Raw genomic sequence first — 16,156 nt, 5'->3', positions numbered from 1 at the left:
TCAGTTTCCTTTCCAGATTTCCATAATTTTTTCGACCGTGATCACTTGCTGTTCAGCCTGGGTGATCGATGCTGTACCATCGCCAGCCTGCAATCCATAATTGCCAAAGCCACTGTGATTGCCCCCAGCAATTTCATAATAGCTGGCTTCCCGCGGCATCTTATCCCGGCCTTTAGCCAGACCCTGCTGATCAATAATCTGATCGGCACTGCCATAGAGACTTAGTACCGGATGACTGCTTTGAGTCAGCGATTCATTGGGATATGCACCTAAGAGCACCAACCCGGATACCTGATCTTCATGTCCAGCCAGATAGTCCGAGGCCATCGCCCCACCCAGGGAGTGCCCAACCATCACCCAATTCTCAATCTCCGGTATGGTTTCGATTACCGCATCAGCTCCATTTATATTAAACACCGCCAGATTAAAGGGCATGCCGACAATCACTGCCGGATAGCCTTGTTCTGCTAGTGCCTGTACTAACGGAGCATAGGCGATGTCTTCCACCTTCCCGCCGGGATAAAAAATAAAGCCTGTTTCATCCTGACCTGCTGTTGGCGTAAATATCGTCAGATTACCTTCCTCTCGAACATTCACCTGATCACTTGAAATCAGGGCATCATGAGCCGTTTGATCGGCATGATAGTAATCCCCCAAATACGTCAATATCCCAATAACCAAAGCTACCAATACGATACCAAGTATTTTTACAATTTTTTTTGCGGTTTTTCTTTCTTTCATCGCTGCTCCTTAGTGATGTGGGCGGTTGCTTCTGATCTCACTTTTATACCCCAACCCATTATAAAACAACCATTTCGTCATTTTAATTTTTCAAAAAATAAAAAAACCGCAATCGCTGCGGTTCTGTTTTTTAAATGGTGACCCATGGGCGACTTGAACGCCCGACACCCTGATTAAAAGTCAGATGCTCTACCAACTGAGCTAATGGGTCAGATAGATTAATTAATATTTATTTGTCTTAAAACGACTGAGTTAATGGGTCAGATGCTGTTTTTCTTTTCTCTGCTTAATAAAAATGGCAGGGGTAGCAGGACTCGAACCTACGAAATGCCAGAATCAAAATCTGGTGCCTTACCAACTTGGCTATACCCCTATAAAAATAATAACGATATAAAAAAATGGGGTGGATAATGGGACTCGAACCCACAACATCCAGAACCACAATCTGGCGCTCTAACCGATTGAACTATACCCACCACGATATAAAAACAAACTAAAAAATGGTGCGCCTGAAGGGATTCGAACCCCTGGCACACGGCTTAGAAGGCCGTTGCTCTATCCTACTGAGCTACAGGCGCTCAATCCTTTTCGCAAAAATGGAGCGGGTGAAGGGAATCGAACCCTCGCGACTGGCTTGGAAGGCCAGGGCTCTACCACTGAGCTACACCCGCATTGCCTCTCTTAGAGACAAGTGTTAGTATACTTGAAATAGGCAGTGTTGTCAACTCTTTTTTAATTATTTTTTCTTTTTATGGGCGCTCAAAACTCGGTCAGTCTGAACCGCAACAAGGCTTAGACTATTTTAATTCCAACACCTTTTTTGAAGATATAGGCCGCAATCAAAAATGAACTGATCAGCAATCCCATTGTCAAAAGAACGTGTATCACAATATTGCCCTCGCAGACGCCGATATAGGCGTATCGGGAAACATTAACCAGCGGAAAGATCGGGTTGAGATAGATTAGATTGGCCAGAAATCCCGGTAGTTTGGAAACCTCAAAAAAGACCCCTCCTAAATAGGTAAGTGGCGTGATAATAATTGCCAAAGCAAAATTCATCTTTTCAAAATTGTCCAGTACCAGACCGGCAATTAAACCCACGGAGGCAAAAACAAAGGACGTTGCCGTCAGTGAGAGGACAAAAAAGATTGGATATGCAACTTCATAGCCCACGAAAAATATCGTCGCCACATAAGTCAAAATGCCAACCAGCACCCCGCGAAACATTCCACCAAAGACAAAAGCCAGAATTTTTTCTGCCAGTGAGATGGGATAGCTGTTTAGATCCTGAATGGTGTTTTGAAATTTCTGTGAGATCATTGAAAAAGCGGGATTTTGAAAGGCCGCAAAAATTGCTCCCATCGTCGCTAAACCGGGAACCAGAAAATTGAGATAGCTAATTCCATCAATCCCGACTTCTCTGGTTTGCAGCATTCCCCCGAAGATCAGCATATATAATATATTCGAAATCAGTGGCGCCAGTACTGTCTGTACCGGAACCTTCATAAACCGATGGATTTCTTTATTTAAGAGGGTTGCAAATCCAACTCTGTTATAAAAAACTCTACTTTTCATTTGCTCTCCTAATGTTTAATGATATTTAAATAAATATCTTCCAGTTTTGGTCTTTCGACCACCAGATTGGTGAATTCTAAGTTTTTCTCCGATAGTTGCCTAAAGACTTTGGACAAGTCTTTTTTGAGGCTTTCAGCTGCAGCCTGGTTTTATCTTCAATACGCGGATGATAGTCACTTAAAAAATCAAAGTCAGCCAGATTAAGCGCCTGATCAAAGTGAACCTCGATGATTGACTCCCGGGAAAAGGCATCCATCAGTTCTTCTTTGGGTTCATCAGCAATAATTTTCCCGCCATCAATAATCACAATCCGCTTGCACAGCTTTTCAGCTTCTTCAATATAGTGGGTGGTCAGGATGATCGTGGTTCCGGACTGATGCAGCTTAACCAGAAAATCATATAAGGTATGGCGCATTTCAATATCAACACCCGCTGTTGGCTCATCGAGAATCAGGATTTTGGGCTTATGAACCAGCGCCTTGGCAATCAGAAACCGTCTGCGCATTCCCCCGGACAGATCCCGAATGCGGGCACTACGTTTTTCGGTTAAGTACAAGGCCTCCAGAACTTCATCAATATAGGCCTTGTTGTTTTTGATCCCAAAGTAACCGGATTGTTTTTTTAAGGCTTCATCAACAGTAAATACAAAATCATAGCCCGTATCCTGGGGGACGATGCCGATAATTTTTTTTGTTTCCAGTTCCTTCTTATCAAGATCGTAACCACCGATGCTGACACTCCCCTGGGTCTTTTTCACATTACCGGCCAGGATATTGATCAAGGTGCTTTTACCCGCCCCATTTTGTCCCAGCAGGGCGGTGAATTCCCCTTCAGCAATTTCTAAATTGATGTTTTTTAAAGCCTCTTTTTTTCCCTTTTGATAGATCATTGATACATCTCTTACACTGAGCATCGCTTGCCTCCTTTTCCCTGCTACAATCAATCATTCCAAAGCGGGATGATTTTTGCCTCGATTTCCCCTTTTTCTATGGTAATCAGCCCATAGCTTGCGGGATCATCCAAGCGGGGTGCCCCTACCGAACCGGGGTTCATCAGCAACACCTGGCCATCATCTTCAATGTAAGCGTGGTGGGTATGTCCATAGAGAATCACTTGCGCACTCTTTTCCAACCCGGCATAGTAAAGATGATGCAGATCATTCTTGACCCCGTGTTTATGACCATGACAGGCAAACACTCTAAACCCACCTAATGTGGTTTCCAGTGACATACTACCCTGATCAGCAAACGAGTCCAAGTTGCCCTTTAAGATGTGAACGGGGGCGTTCGTGATCGTTCGCAGATACAGCGCATCTTCCACATAATCCCCCAAATGGATAATCACATCCACCGGACCCATTTCCTCAACAGCCTGTTTTACAGCTTTCAGATTGCCGTGGCTATCGCTCATTACGCCAATTTTCATTTTATCCCCCATCCCTTAGTCTTTTCGTACAAATAAAAATCCCCATTGCCCGTTTTTTATCGTGCCTGATTCAGCAGTTCCCGGGCCTTTTGAATGGCAAGGGCACGATGACTGAGGCGGTTTTTTTCTTCCTTGCTCATGTCACCGTAGCAACGTCCGGATGCTTCATGAATGAACAGCGGATCATAGCCAAATCCCCCGCTGCCGCAATAGTCACTGGCAATTTTTCCCCGAACCAGTCCTTCACAGGTCAACTCCCGACCATCCGGCAAAATCATCGCAATGGCCGTAATAAAGGCAGCGCCCCGCTGCCCTTCCGGAACATTGGCCATTTCTTTTAAAAGCTTCTTATTATTGTCGCCATAACTGACATTGTCGCCAGCATAACGGGCCGAATAGATTCCCGGAGCCCCACCAAGGCAATCGACTGACAAACCGGAGTCGTCTCCCATAATGATCAGATCTTTGCCCTGGACATAGGGCTGCAAGGCCCGTACCTTGATCAGCGCATTCGCTTCAAAGGTCCGGCCATCTTCAATAATATCCAGATCAATATCTAAATCCTTCATCGTCATGACTTCAAAATCATCGCCCAGCATTGCTTTCAACTCATTGGCCTTATCCTGATTTCCAGTCGCTAACAGTATCGTTCTCATGATTATTTACCCGTTAATCCTGTAATGTATCTTTCTGGAAAGCGATAATTTCTTTGATACTCGCTTCGCCCAGTTCCAATAGTTTTTGCAGTTCTTCCTTTTTAAAGGGCCGTTCTTCACCGGTGCCCTGTATTTCGATGATTTCACCCGCTTCAGTCATCACCATATTCATATCGACCTCGGCATGTGAATCTTCTTCATAACACAGATCAACAATGGCTTCGCCCTGATAAATTCCGACACTGGTGGCCGCGACATAATTGGTAATCGGCATTTCGGCAATTTTTCCGGCTTCGATCAACCCTGACAAGGCATCATGAAGAGCCAGAAATGAGCCGGTAATTGCTGCCGTTCGAGTTCCGCCGTCGGCCTGGATCACATCACAGTCGATCCAGATGGTTCGTTCCCCGAGCATCGTCTGATCGATGACGGATCGCAGACTCCGCCCGATTAAGCGCTGAATTTCCATGGTTCGGCCATCGATTTTACCGCGATTCCGATCCCGGCTTTTTCGATTGTTGGTTGATGCCGGAATCATTTCATACTCGGCGGTGACCCAGCCTTTCTTCTGGCCTTTTAAAAACGGCGGCACCTTGTCTTCAACCATCGCAGTGCATATGACCTTGGTATCGCCGACTTCAATCAGCACTGATCCCTGGGCATGTTTAATAAAGTTGCGGGTCACCCGCATCGGTCGTAATTGATGGGCCGCCCGACCGTCGATTCGTTGTTGTTCCACTTTTATTATCTCACTATTGTCCATATTATTCCTTTTTTCGTTAATTATTTTTTAAGGGATTACTGCAACGATGCAATAATCCCTTAGTCAAAATTTCTGTTTTTTATACGCTTCCCGTTATCGCATCTTAAGCCAGATGTCTGGCCACGACCGCCCGAATAATTTCGTTGGCAACCTGGGCATTGGCTTTTCCCTTAGTGGCCTTCATCACCTGTCCGGTTAAGAAACCATACGCTTTTTCATTACCAGCCCCGATATCTTCAACCGATTTGGGGTTATCCGCAACAATTTTTTCGATGATGGCTTCCAGTTCGCCGGTATCACTCATCTGCGCCAAACCCTGTTCTTTGACGATATCTCCGGCGTTTTTACCGGAAACAAACATTTCTTTTAAAACTTCCTTGCCGCTGGTTCCGCTGATGACCTTATCCTTAACCAGTTTCAAAAGTTCCACCAGTTGCGCCGGGGTAATGGTGATAGTTTCCATGCTTTGTTCATTTTCTTTTAAAAGCGGCGGAATTTCCACCATCATCCAGTTGGAAATCTGTTTGGGTTCGTTATATAGCGCCACCGCTTCTTCAAAGAAGCGGGCGGTAACACCAGTGGTTGTCAATACCCCGGCATCGTATTCCGGCAGTTTATATTCTTCTACATAACGCTGTTTTTTAGCTTCCGGCAATTCCGGCAGTTCACTTTTAATTTTTTCGATATATGACGGTTCCAGCACAATCGGGACCAGATCCGGTTCCGGAAAATAGCGATAATCGTGCGCTTCTTCCTTGCTTCGAAGCGATGAGGAAACCCCTTTGGCATCATCCCATTTACGGGTTTCCTGGATGATTTCCCGACCTTTTTTGAGCTCGATGATCTGGCGTTTGCTTTCATATTGAACCGCTCGAATCAGTGCCCGGAAGGAGTTGAGGTTTTTCATTTCGGTTCGGGTTCCCAACACTTCGGAGCCTTTTTCCCGAATTGACAAATTCACGTCAAAACGCATCGAGCCCTGTTCCATCTTACAGTCAGAAACGCCGGTATATTCCAGAATATTCCGAACCTTTTCGGCAAAGGCCCGGGCTTCCTCGGCACTGCGCAAATCCGGCTCGGTGACGATCTCAATCAGTGGGACGCCACAACGGTTGACATCCAACAGGGTTCCATCGGCCGATTCGTGCAGCAGCTTACCGGCATCTTCTTCGATATGGATGCGGGTAATGCCGATATCTTTTTTAACCCCGTCTACCTCAATGCCGACTGCACCACCAGTACAGATCGGTAAATCAAATTGCGAGGTTTGATAGGCTTTGGGCAAATCCGGATAGAAATAGTTTTTTCGGTCCATCTTGCTAAAATGAGCAATTTCGCAATTAAGCGCCAGACCGGCCCGGGTCGCATATTCGACCACTTTTTCATTGAGTACCGGCAAGACTCCCGGCATCCCCAAACACACCGGACAGGTATGGGTATTTTCATCCTGGCCAAACTCGGTTGGACACGAACAGAATATCTTTGTTTTTGTGCCCAACTCCACATGGATTTCCATTCCAATGACAATTTCATATTCCATGATTTAGACCTCCGTTCCCAATGGTGCTTTTAAATTCGTCAGACCGGATTCCTGCTCAAAGGCCCATGCGGCTTTTAACAGCGTCTCTTCGCTTAAAATCGGCCCCAACAGCTGCATCCCAATCGGCATCCCGTTATTGTCCAGGCCACAGGGAATTGAAACCCCGGGAATCCCGGCAATATTAACCGGTACGGTATAAATATCGGTCAGATACATCTCCAGCGGATTGCTGGTTTTTTCGCCAATACCAAAAGCAGTGGTCGGAGCAGTTGGGGTCAGCAGCACATCGCAACCACCAAAGACCTGATCAAAGTCAGCTTTGATGATGGTTCGCACCTGCATGGCTTTTTTATAATAGGCGTCATAATAACCAGAACTGAGGGCATAGGTCCCCAGCATGATCCGTCGTTTTACCTCGTCGCCAAAACCCTGGCTTCGGGTTTTTTTGTAAAGATCAACCAGATCGCTGTATTCTTCGGCCCGGAAACCATAACGAATACCGTCATAACGAGCCAGGTTGGAGCTGGCTTCAGCCGAGGAAATCATATAGTAGGCGGACAAGGCATAGTCCAGATGCTGAAAAGACACATCGACAATTTCGGCCCCCAGGGTTTTATAGATGGCAATGGCCTCTTCCAGACTTTTGCGGACTTCCGGTTGCAGACCTTCGCCGAAAAATTCTTTGGCCACGCCAATTTTTAACCCCTTAACCCCTTGTTTGAGGTTTTGGGTATAATCGATTTTTCCCAGATTGAGAGAGGTGGAATCCTTGGCATCATGACCAACAATGGCGTTCAGCACCAGGGCGCAGTCTTCGACATCCTTGGTGAACGGTCCAATTTGATCCAGTGATGAGGCAAAGGCTACCAGACCATAACGGGAGACCAGACCATAGGTTGGTTTCATCCCCACTACTCCGCAAAAAGCTGCTGGCTGACGGATCGATCCACCGGTGTCTGATCCCAATGTGTAAAAGGCTGTGTCGGCTGCCACGGCAACGGCTGATCCGCCGCTGGAACCGCCGGGCACCTTGTTTAAATCCCAGGGATTACGGGTCTTTTTGTAAGCTGAGTTTTCGGTGGAAGAACCCATGGCAAACTCATCCATATTGGTTTTTCCAAGCAAAATCCCCCCCGCTTCGCTAAGCCGGTCGTAAACCTCGGCATTATAAGGCGGATTGAAGTTATACAGCATTTTTGACGCACAGGTGGTTAAGATCCCTTTGGTGCACATATTGTCTTTGAGTCCGTAAGGAATCCCTTCCAGCGGGGTCCCTTGGGCTCGCACGGACAGCTCGGCATCCAACCCCTGAGCCATTTCCAATGCTACTTCGGTCTGGAGACTGAGATAGGCATCGGTACTTTTTTCAACGGCGTTAATGCGGTTAACCACCGCCTGGGTTACCTCCGTAACCGTCACTTCTTTTTTATCCAGAAGGTCATTTATTTCATGTATGGTTTTTTGATATAATTCCATTATTGCCTCCTATTCCATAACCCGGGGAACCTTAAAGCACCCGGCTTCGCTCTCCGGCGCATTGGCCAACGCATCTTCATTGCTCAGACAGGACTTGATTTCGTCCTCCCGAAACACATTCTGGACGGCCAACACATGTTCAGTGGCTTTAATTTGGGAGGTGTCGAGTCCGCTGAGGGTTTCGGCATAATCCAGCACGGCTCCCAGTTGGTCGGCCAGAGCGGTCACTTCATCCTCGGAAAATTCCAAACGGGCAAGATTGGCCACGTAGGTGACATCTTCTCGTGTTAAACTCATAGTTCTTATCCTTTCTTTGCTGCTGACTTTCGATCTTATTCTTTTGGTCACTGTTTACGCACTTTATTTACTATAAATGCACTGATTTGCTATGTTAACAGCCAAAGCTGTCAGTCTGATTCTAAAAATCACCCTTCATTATAGATCAAACCCACCACCTGTGACAAGAGCTAAAAACGCATCTTCATCAATTATTGCAATTCCCAACTCCTGTGCTTTGGTGTATTTTGACCCGGATTTTTCTCCGGATAGAAGAAAGTCGGTTTTTTTGCTGACGCTGCCAGCGACCTTGCCACCGTTTGCTTCGATCAGGGCTTTGGCCTCCCGGCGGTCGAGGGTGGGCAGGGTGCCGGTGAGTACAAAGGTCTTGCCAACCAGGGTCTGGGACTCCTGACCGGTTTCCTGAACCATATTGATTCCCGCCGCTGAAAGCCCGCTGATAATTTCAAGATTGGTGGGGGTCTGAAAAAAATCGACGATTTCGGCAGCCATTTTTTCACCGATCTCAAAAATCGCTTTGAGATCGTCTGCCTGGGCCAGGATCAAACTGTCCATTGTCTTAAAATGCTCTGCCAGAATTTTCGCCCCTCTGGCACCCACCAGGGGAATCCCCAACCCAAAAATCAGTCGTGATAGATCCCGTTTTTTAGAGGCTTCAATCCCGGCCAGAAGATTGTCAACTGATTTTTCACCCAGCTTTTCCAGGGTGACCAGCTGCGCTCTCTTGTGATCGAGATGATAGATATCGACCGGGTTACTCACCAGCTGCTCGTCCATCAACAATCGCAGCACCCCCGGCCCCAATCCTTCGATATTCATCGCATCCCGGGAGGTAAAATGCACCAGTTTGCGAAACACCTGGGCCGGACACGCCATGTTCAGGCATCGGGTCACCGCTTCTCCGTCAATTCGGAAGGTCGGTTCGTCACATACCGGACAGCGTTTTGGCATTTGAAAAACCACCTCGTTGCCCGATCGCTTTTCAAACACCACATGATCCACTTCCGGAATTACATCACCGGCTTTCTGGATCACCACATGATCGCCAATGCGAATATCTTTATTACGGATATTGTCTTCATTATGGAGGGTGGCCCGAGCAATCACCGACCCGGCCAGTGATACCGGTCTAAGTTCAGCCACCGGGGTCAGGGCGCCGGTACGGCCAACCTGAACGGTGATGGCATCAACGGTGGTAAGTGCCTGATCCGGGGCAAATTTATAGGCAATCGCCCAACGGGGGCTCTTTGAAGTGTTACCCAACTGCTCCCGATAGGTTAATTGATCCACTTTTATCACCAAACCATCAATCTCAAAGGGTAACTCTCGACGTTCCACTTCCATCTCGCTACAATAGTCAATAATCGCTTCGATATCGCTAAAGGTTTTAACCGCACTGGTTTTAAAACCCAGCTTTTTTAAATAGTTCAACGTCTCCTGATGCGATTTTGGGTTCAAACCCTGCCGCCCTTCCAGATTAAAGATAAAAATATCCAGCGGCCGGGAAGCTGTTAGCCTGGGATCCAGTTGCCGCAATGAACCGGCGGCATTTCTGGGGTTGGCGAAAGGGCTTTCCGCTTCAGCCAGGCGCCGCTGATTCAGCTTTTCAAAATCAGCCTTGCCCATAAACACCTCACCCCGGACTTCCAGGGTTCTCGGTTCCAAAAGACGCAGCGGAACCGACCGGATCGTTTTGAGGTTAGTAGTGACATTCTCTCCTTCCACCCCATCGCCCCGGGTGGCCCCCTGGACAAACAGACCCTTTTCATAATTTAGCACAACCGTTAACCCATCAAACTTGTATTCCACCACATAGGTGGCTTCGGGACAGGTTTGCCGCACCCGGCGGTCGAAATCCCGGAGATCTGCCGCATCAAAGGCATTGCTGAGACTCAGCTTGGGACGACTATAAACCACCTTCTCGAAGCCCTCAGAAGGACTGCCACCAACCCGCTGGGTCGGGGAATCCGGCGTAATCAACTCTGGGTTTTGGGTTTCTAAGTCAATCAGTTCCTTAATCAGCTGATCATAGTCGTAGTCTGAAATCAGGGGGGCATCATCAAGATAGTAGGCCCGGTTATGAGCTTCAATTTCTTTCTTTAAGTCTTCAATTCGGGTTTTACTCATACGCATTTCCTATCCTTAACTGCTTATTAACTATGCTTTTTCCACAAAGGTCGGATCCATTTTTTTGATCCCGACCCCCGGAAAGGCCACCGAAATCATATTGCTTTTTACCTCAACCACAGTGCCAATGCCAAATTTTTTATGCTTAACCTTATCGGTCAGTCCAAAATTATTTTCTGAGGGGCTGTTGTTCAGGTTAACGGCATTGGCATTATTTCTGCGAATCGCCACCTTCGACTGGGTCACCCGTTCGGAAAAGGTCTTATTTTTCTTCATTTCAATGTCAATCTCCGGCTTGCGCTCGTAACGCTGTTTATTCTCCACACACACCGCATCCGGCATTTCTTTTAAAAACCGGGACGGGGTTTGCAATTGACGGCGACCATAGAGGGTTCTTTCGGCGGCCCAGGAAATATAGAGCCGTTTCATGGCCCGGGTAATACCCACATAACAGATGCGCCGTTCTTCTTCAATATCCTCCGGCGAATCCATCGCTCGACCATGGGGAAAAATCCCCTCTTCGAGGCCGGGGATAAAGACAATCGGGAATTCCAGACCCTTGGCGTTATGCAAAGTCATCAATAGCACCTTGCCCTGATCGCCATCGTATTTATCGGTTTCTGACGATAAGGCCACCGTTTCCAGATAGGCGCTGAGGCTTTGGTCATCACTGTTTTTCTCAAAGTCGGTGGCTGACGAGACCAGTTCCTGAAGATTTTCCAGTCGACTTTCACCCTTATCCATTTTTCCGGTTTCCAGCATTTCCAGATAACCGGTTTTTTCAATCACTGCTGCGATCAGCTCACTTAAGCTGGCCGTCTCCTGGATCGCTGCCAGTTCTTTCATCAGTTCACTAAAGGCCCGAACCTTATTTTTGACACTGGGGCTCAGCTCTGGAATTTCTTCAACGTGATGGAAGGCCTGCATCAGGCTGAAGCTTTTAAAATTGGCATATTCGGCAATCTTTTCAATGGTTGCCGAACCGATCCCCCGCTTCGGCACATTGACAATCCGCATAAAGCCCATATTGTCTTTGGGATTGCTAAGGACATTTAAATAAGCAATAATGTCCTTGATTTCGGTTCGGGAGTAGAATCCGGTTCCGCCGATTAGCTGATAGGGTAGACCGGCCCGCATCAGGGCTTCTTCAAACAGCCGGGACTGGGCATTGGTTCGATAAAGGATGGCAAAATCGCCATAGATACCTTGGCCTTTATTGATCGTGTCATTAATCTCATCCACAATAAACCGGGCTTCATCATAACCCTGGTTAAAAGAGGCAATCATAATTTTTTCATCGCCGTCATTATTGGTCCACAGCGCCTTTTCCTTGCGACCGGTGTTTCTGGCGATGACACTGTTGGCACAATCCAGGATGGTTTGGGTGGAGCGGTAGTTTTCTTCCAGTTTAACTACCCGGGCACTGGCATAGTCTTTTTCAAAGTCCAGAATATTATTGATATCTGCGCCCCGCCAGCCATAAATACTCTGGTCATCATCGCCGCAGACGCAAATATTTTTATATTTGGCGGCCAGCATATTGACCAACTCGTATTGGCTGTGATTGGTATCCTGATATTCATCAACCATGATGTATTTAAAGCGATTCTGGTATTGTTCCAGAATTTCGGGAAAGCCTTTAAATAATACCAGGGTATTGTAGATCAGATCATCAAAGTCCATCGCATTGTTGGCTTTGAGGCTTTCCTGGTAGCGTTTATAATAAACAGCAACCTTTTCTTTTCGGAAATCTCCAGAATTTTCTTTCAAATAGGCGTCAGGACTGACAAAATTATTCTTGGCAGTGGAGATTTCACCACTTAAAAACTGATTGGTAAAATATTTGTCGTTGAGACCCAACTCTTTAATCAGGCTCTTGTACAATCGTTTCTGATCGTCCATATCATAAATAACAAAATTATCATCATAACCCAGCCATTGGGCATGACTTCGCATGATCCGGGCGCACATGGCATGGAAGGTCGACATCCAGATCCGTTTACTGTCCTCGATATTCATTTTGGCAATTCGTTCCCGCATTTCACCGGCGGCTTTATTGGTAAAGGTGATGGCCAGAATCTGCGAAGGCCATGCCTGTCCGGTTTCAATAATATGGGCAATGCGATGGATAATGGTTCGTGTTTTTCCCGATCCGGCCCCGGCCAGTATTAATAGCGGCCCATCGATGGTTTCTGCTGCTTCTCGTTGTCGAGCGTTTAACCCGTCTAATAAACTCATGTATTCTCCTAAATATTTATTTCATCTAGATAATTGCGAAACTGCCATGAGCTTTGCGCCCAAAGCAATGATTGTTCGATGATTGTTCGATGTTTTTTCATTTTGCAATTACCTAATTTATTTCACCGGTAGGTAAGAAAGCTCTGCTGCCTTGATTGGGCCTTAACAAGTTTTCCAACTACCGCATTTGTTTCCTTATTAAAATTTCTTTTCCCCATAATAGATGCTAAGTAAGACCTTATCCATTTGTGCAGCATCCATCTTCACGGGATTTCGCTGAGTGGAGCCCAGCAGTGAATTTTTTAATAACTCCTCGTAGTGGGCTTTAAAGTGTTCTTCCGGGATTCCCGCGGCCTGAAACGAATCAGGGATACCAAAGCTTTGATTTAGCGCTTTGATTTCGTCAATGATGTTTTTGCCGATTAACCGGGATAACTTCTCCAGATCCTCAGCTACCTGGAGATCCCGCTGATTATATTCCAACACAAAGGGCAGGGCAATTGCATTGAGGAGCCCGTGACTGGTTCCAAAACGGCCCCCAAAGGCATGGGCAATCCCATGATCCATTCCCAAACCGGCATTTTGAAAGGCAAACCCGGCCAGACAGGAAAAATTATGGACATGTTGGCGGCTTTCGATGTCCCCTTTTTCAAAAGACGGACGCAGGTGCCTAAGCAGACCCTCCACTGCCCCTCTAGCCATGGTTTTGGTAAAGTCATCGGCATTCTTATTAATATAGGCTTCCAGACCATGGGTCAGGGCATCCATCCCGGATTCCACCATCACACCGTTCGGCATTGACAGCGCCAGCTCCCCATCCAGAATCGCCAGATCCGGTATAAAGGCCTTGGTCTTTAGCCCGATTTTGATCTTCTCTTCCGGGAAGGTAATCACCGCTGCCCGGGTGACTTCCGAGGCCGTCCCCGAGGTCGTAGGGATGGCGACCAGTTTTATCCGCTCCCGTTTTTCCGGTGCCTGACCATTTTTGATTGCCTCAATCGTTAATCCCGGGTATTCGCACATCAGGGTCATCACCTTGGCGGCATCAAGTACCGAACCGCCGCCAATGGCAATGACCACGTCCGGATTGAAGTCTTTCATCTTAATCAGACCCGCTTCCACATCTAAAACACTGGGATTGGCTCCGATCCCGCTGAGGATATCATAATCCTTGTTACTTTCTTTTAGAAGCCCTTCGGCCCGCTTGATCGTTCCATTTCTGAATAAGGCCGACTTTCCGGTTACAAAAAAGAACCGCTGTCCATCGACCTTTTTTATGGCATCCAGTGTTCCTGGCCCGGTGATAATCTCATCGCCGCAAAATTTTAAACTGCTCATTTTTTCTCTACCCCCTTATCAAAATTCAAAATAATCCTGGTTCCTTTTTTTCTTCACTTTCGATTATCATGCCAGCATGGTGCTCGTCCACAATCCAATTGGCAATCGATAGCCCCAGACCGGTGCCCCCCTCCGTTCGGGACCGGGCTTTGTCAACCCGATAAAACCGCTGAGTTACCTTATTGATCTCATCTTTGGGAATCCCAATCCCCTGATCGATGACTTCCACCGCTACGCCCTGGAGGGTCTGCTTTCCGATGATCCGAATAATGGTATTTTCACCGCTGTATTTGATGGCATTATCCAACAAAATCACCAGCAACTGGGTAATCTGTTTTTCATCCCCGGTGATAATCAGATCATCCTCCAGCTTATTGATCAAAGCAATTCCCTTTTTCCCGGCTATGGGCGCCATTTTTTCGCAAACCACCTTGATTGCATAGGTTAAATCCACCGGCTCCTGCTGTACCACCATGTCCCCGGAATCGGCCCGGGCCAGAAACATCAAATCTTCAACGATGTGCTGCATCCACTGGATTTCATCATAGGCGTTATTGATCCAGGTCAGCTGGCTTTCCACACTTTCATCGGTGCTGGCCTTAACCACTTCCAGATTTGTCTGAATCACCGCAATTGGGGTCCGCAGCTCATGAGAAGCATCCGCTAAAAATTCCTGCTGTCGTTCAACACTCTTTTTTATCGGAATCAGGGATCGGCCAGACAAAAAATAACCACCTAAAAAGGATAGTGATGCCCCAATCAGGATTGTAAATCCCACCATTTCCTGAGCATTTCCCAATAGCGACCGTTCCGATGCCATATTTTTCATCGCTTGGACAATTTTTAATTCGCCATTTTTATTGACTACCGCATAGGTGCAAATTTTATAGTCTTTGTCACCCTGTTTATAATTGCTGATCAGATATTTTTCTTTGTTACCAGCAAAATAATGTTTCGATATCTCCACCAGTTTGGCCTCTTCAAGCGGCAGCGAATAAGACTGATCCAGAACGCCAAACTGTTGGTCAAAAATGACATAAGCGATATTATTCTGGACGAGACTGCGGGTATATTCAAAATAACCCTGCTTTTCTTCCTCGGTAACTGCTTCTCCTGCTTCCTGCCGTTCCAGATATTCAATTTCATTGGCCAGTTGGGAACAATATATTTTAAGATTGTTATTGACATTTGTCTCCACATCCATACTCAAAACGACATACAGAAAAATGGAAATAAATAATAGGAGTCCGATCAGGACTCCTGTATTCATCAGGGTAAGGTTGATCCGAAGCTTGTTAAGACTTAACATTCTCCTTCTCCTTTAAAACATAACCCAAGCCCCGAATGGTTTTGATATAAGCCTTAGAGTTATCCAGCTTTTTTCGCAGATAGTGGACATAAATCTCCACACTGTTTTCCATCGCCATGCTCTCAATTCCCCAGATTCGGTCCAGAATCTGCTCTTTGGAGATGGTCATGCCGGGATTTCGGATAAACATTTCCAGTAATTGGGCTTCCTTGGCAGTGAGTCGGTTTAAGACTTCATCGACATACAGTTCCCCGGAATTAATGTTCAGCGAAATATTTGAAAAGTGGATCACATTGTCCTGATAAACCTCCCAGGGTCGTCGGCCCAAAGCCCTTACCCGGGCAATTAACTCTTCCGTAACGAAGGGTTTAACCAGGTAATCATCGGCGCCCATATTCAGTCCATTCACCTTATCCTTGGTATCGTCTTTAGCGGTCAATAAAAGAATCGGAACATTTTTGCCCGCCTCCCGGATCGAACGCAAAATTTCCAGACCGGTCATTCCCGGCAGCATAATATCCAGAATAATCACATCATAGACATCGTTCTCGCTGAGCAGCTTCCCTTCAATCCCATCATTGACAACATCAACCAGGATTTTGTTTTTCTCAAATATCTTTCCTAATGCCGCCGCCAGAGGTTTTTCATCCTCAACTAAAAGAACACGCATG

General features: G+C 46.7%; 14 protein-coding genes and 5 tRNA genes. All 19 read right to left on the bottom strand.

The window, feature by feature from the left end; genetic code table 11:
* Nucleotides 1–741 carry an alpha/beta fold hydrolase gene (locus CHL1_RS01425; protein WP_250934430.1) on the bottom strand — a complete coding sequence of 247 codons (741 nt, stop codon included), beginning with the start codon at nt 739–741 and terminating at the stop codon, nt 1–3.
* A gap of 135 nt (nt 742–876) precedes the next feature.
* A tRNA-Lys gene (locus CHL1_RS01420) sits at nt 877–952 on the bottom strand.
* An 85-nt stretch (nt 953–1,037) separates the two neighbouring features.
* A tRNA-Gln gene (locus CHL1_RS01415) sits at nt 1,038–1,114 on the bottom strand.
* Between the two features lie 26 nt (nt 1,115–1,140).
* Nucleotides 1,141–1,217 (bottom strand) — tRNA-His (locus CHL1_RS01410).
* 25 nt (nt 1,218–1,242) lie between these two features.
* A tRNA-Arg gene (locus CHL1_RS01405) sits at nt 1,243–1,319 on the bottom strand.
* Between the two features lie 19 nt (nt 1,320–1,338).
* Nucleotides 1,339–1,412, bottom strand: a tRNA-Gly gene (locus CHL1_RS01400).
* A gap of 121 nt (nt 1,413–1,533) precedes the next feature.
* Nucleotides 1,534–2,316 (bottom strand): ABC transporter permease, encoded by a 783-nt coding sequence (locus CHL1_RS01395; protein WP_070371549.1) that lies wholly within the window; start codon nt 2,314–2,316, stop codon nt 1,534–1,536.
* A gap of 76 nt (nt 2,317–2,392) precedes the next feature.
* Complete coding sequence (locus CHL1_RS01390; protein ID WP_250934429.1) at nt 2,393–3,229, bottom strand: ABC transporter ATP-binding protein; 837 nt, start codon at nt 3,227–3,229, stop codon at nt 2,393–2,395.
* A gap of 26 nt (nt 3,230–3,255) precedes the next feature.
* The gene (locus CHL1_RS01385) at nt 3,256–3,741 is read right to left on the bottom strand and encodes a metallophosphoesterase family protein (protein WP_070371551.1); all 486 of its coding nucleotides are present in this window, start codon (nt 3,739–3,741) and stop codon (nt 3,256–3,258) included.
* Nucleotides 3,742–3,797: 56 nt separating this feature from the next.
* Nucleotides 3,798–4,397, bottom strand: coding sequence for an RdgB/HAM1 family non-canonical purine NTP pyrophosphatase (gene rdgB / locus CHL1_RS01380; RefSeq protein ID WP_070371552.1), 600 nt, complete (start codon nt 4,395–4,397; stop codon nt 3,798–3,800).
* A 13-nt stretch (nt 4,398–4,410) separates the two neighbouring features.
* Entirely contained in the window at nt 4,411–5,136 is a 726-nt protein-coding gene (gene rph, locus CHL1_RS01375) for a ribonuclease PH (RefSeq protein WP_420840484.1), read from the bottom strand.
* Nucleotides 5,137–5,263: 127 nt separating this feature from the next.
* Nucleotides 5,264–6,700 (bottom strand): Asp-tRNA(Asn)/Glu-tRNA(Gln) amidotransferase subunit GatB, encoded by a 1,437-nt coding sequence (gene gatB / locus CHL1_RS01370; RefSeq protein WP_148636952.1) that lies wholly within the window; start codon nt 6,698–6,700, stop codon nt 5,264–5,266.
* A 3-nt stretch (nt 6,701–6,703) separates the two neighbouring features.
* Nucleotides 6,704–8,176, bottom strand: a complete 1,473-nt coding sequence (gatA, locus tag CHL1_RS01365) for an Asp-tRNA(Asn)/Glu-tRNA(Gln) amidotransferase subunit GatA (protein ID WP_250934428.1) — start codon at nt 8,174–8,176, stop codon at nt 6,704–6,706.
* A 9-nt stretch (nt 8,177–8,185) separates the two neighbouring features.
* Nucleotides 8,186–8,473: an Asp-tRNA(Asn)/Glu-tRNA(Gln) amidotransferase subunit GatC gene (gatC, locus tag CHL1_RS01360; RefSeq protein WP_148636950.1), complete on the bottom strand. Its 288-nt coding sequence runs from the start codon at nt 8,471–8,473 to the stop codon at nt 8,186–8,188.
* Between the two features lie 138 nt (nt 8,474–8,611).
* Entirely contained in the window at nt 8,612–10,600 is a 1,989-nt protein-coding gene (gene ligA / locus CHL1_RS01355) for an NAD-dependent DNA ligase LigA (protein WP_420840483.1), read from the bottom strand.
* 30 nt (nt 10,601–10,630) lie between these two features.
* Nucleotides 10,631–12,838: a DNA helicase PcrA gene (pcrA, locus tag CHL1_RS01350; RefSeq protein WP_070371558.1), complete on the bottom strand. Its 2,208-nt coding sequence runs from the start codon at nt 12,836–12,838 to the stop codon at nt 10,631–10,633.
* Nucleotides 12,839–13,036: 198 nt separating this feature from the next.
* Nucleotides 13,037–14,176, bottom strand: coding sequence for an iron-containing alcohol dehydrogenase (locus CHL1_RS01345; protein ID WP_250934426.1), 1,140 nt, complete (start codon nt 14,174–14,176; stop codon nt 13,037–13,039).
* Between the two features lie 25 nt (nt 14,177–14,201).
* Complete coding sequence (locus CHL1_RS01340) at nt 14,202–15,485, bottom strand: sensor histidine kinase (RefSeq protein WP_250934425.1); 1,284 nt, start codon at nt 15,483–15,485, stop codon at nt 14,202–14,204.
* Nucleotides 15,472–16,155 carry a response regulator transcription factor gene (locus CHL1_RS01335; RefSeq protein WP_070371561.1) on the bottom strand — a complete coding sequence of 228 codons (684 nt, stop codon included), beginning with the start codon at nt 16,153–16,155 and terminating at the stop codon, nt 15,472–15,474. The genes CHL1_RS01340 and CHL1_RS01335 overlap by 14 nt, the downstream gene beginning before the upstream one ends.
* Nucleotide 16,156 lies beyond the last annotated feature (1 nt).

Source organism: Acetobacterium wieringae, assembly GCF_023700225.1.
In the GTDB taxonomy this organism is placed as follows: Bacteria; Bacillota; Clostridia; order Eubacteriales; family Eubacteriaceae; genus Acetobacterium; species Acetobacterium wieringae.
Note: the sequence above shows the minus strand (reverse complement) of the source record. Positions and strands in the feature narration are given on the sequence as shown.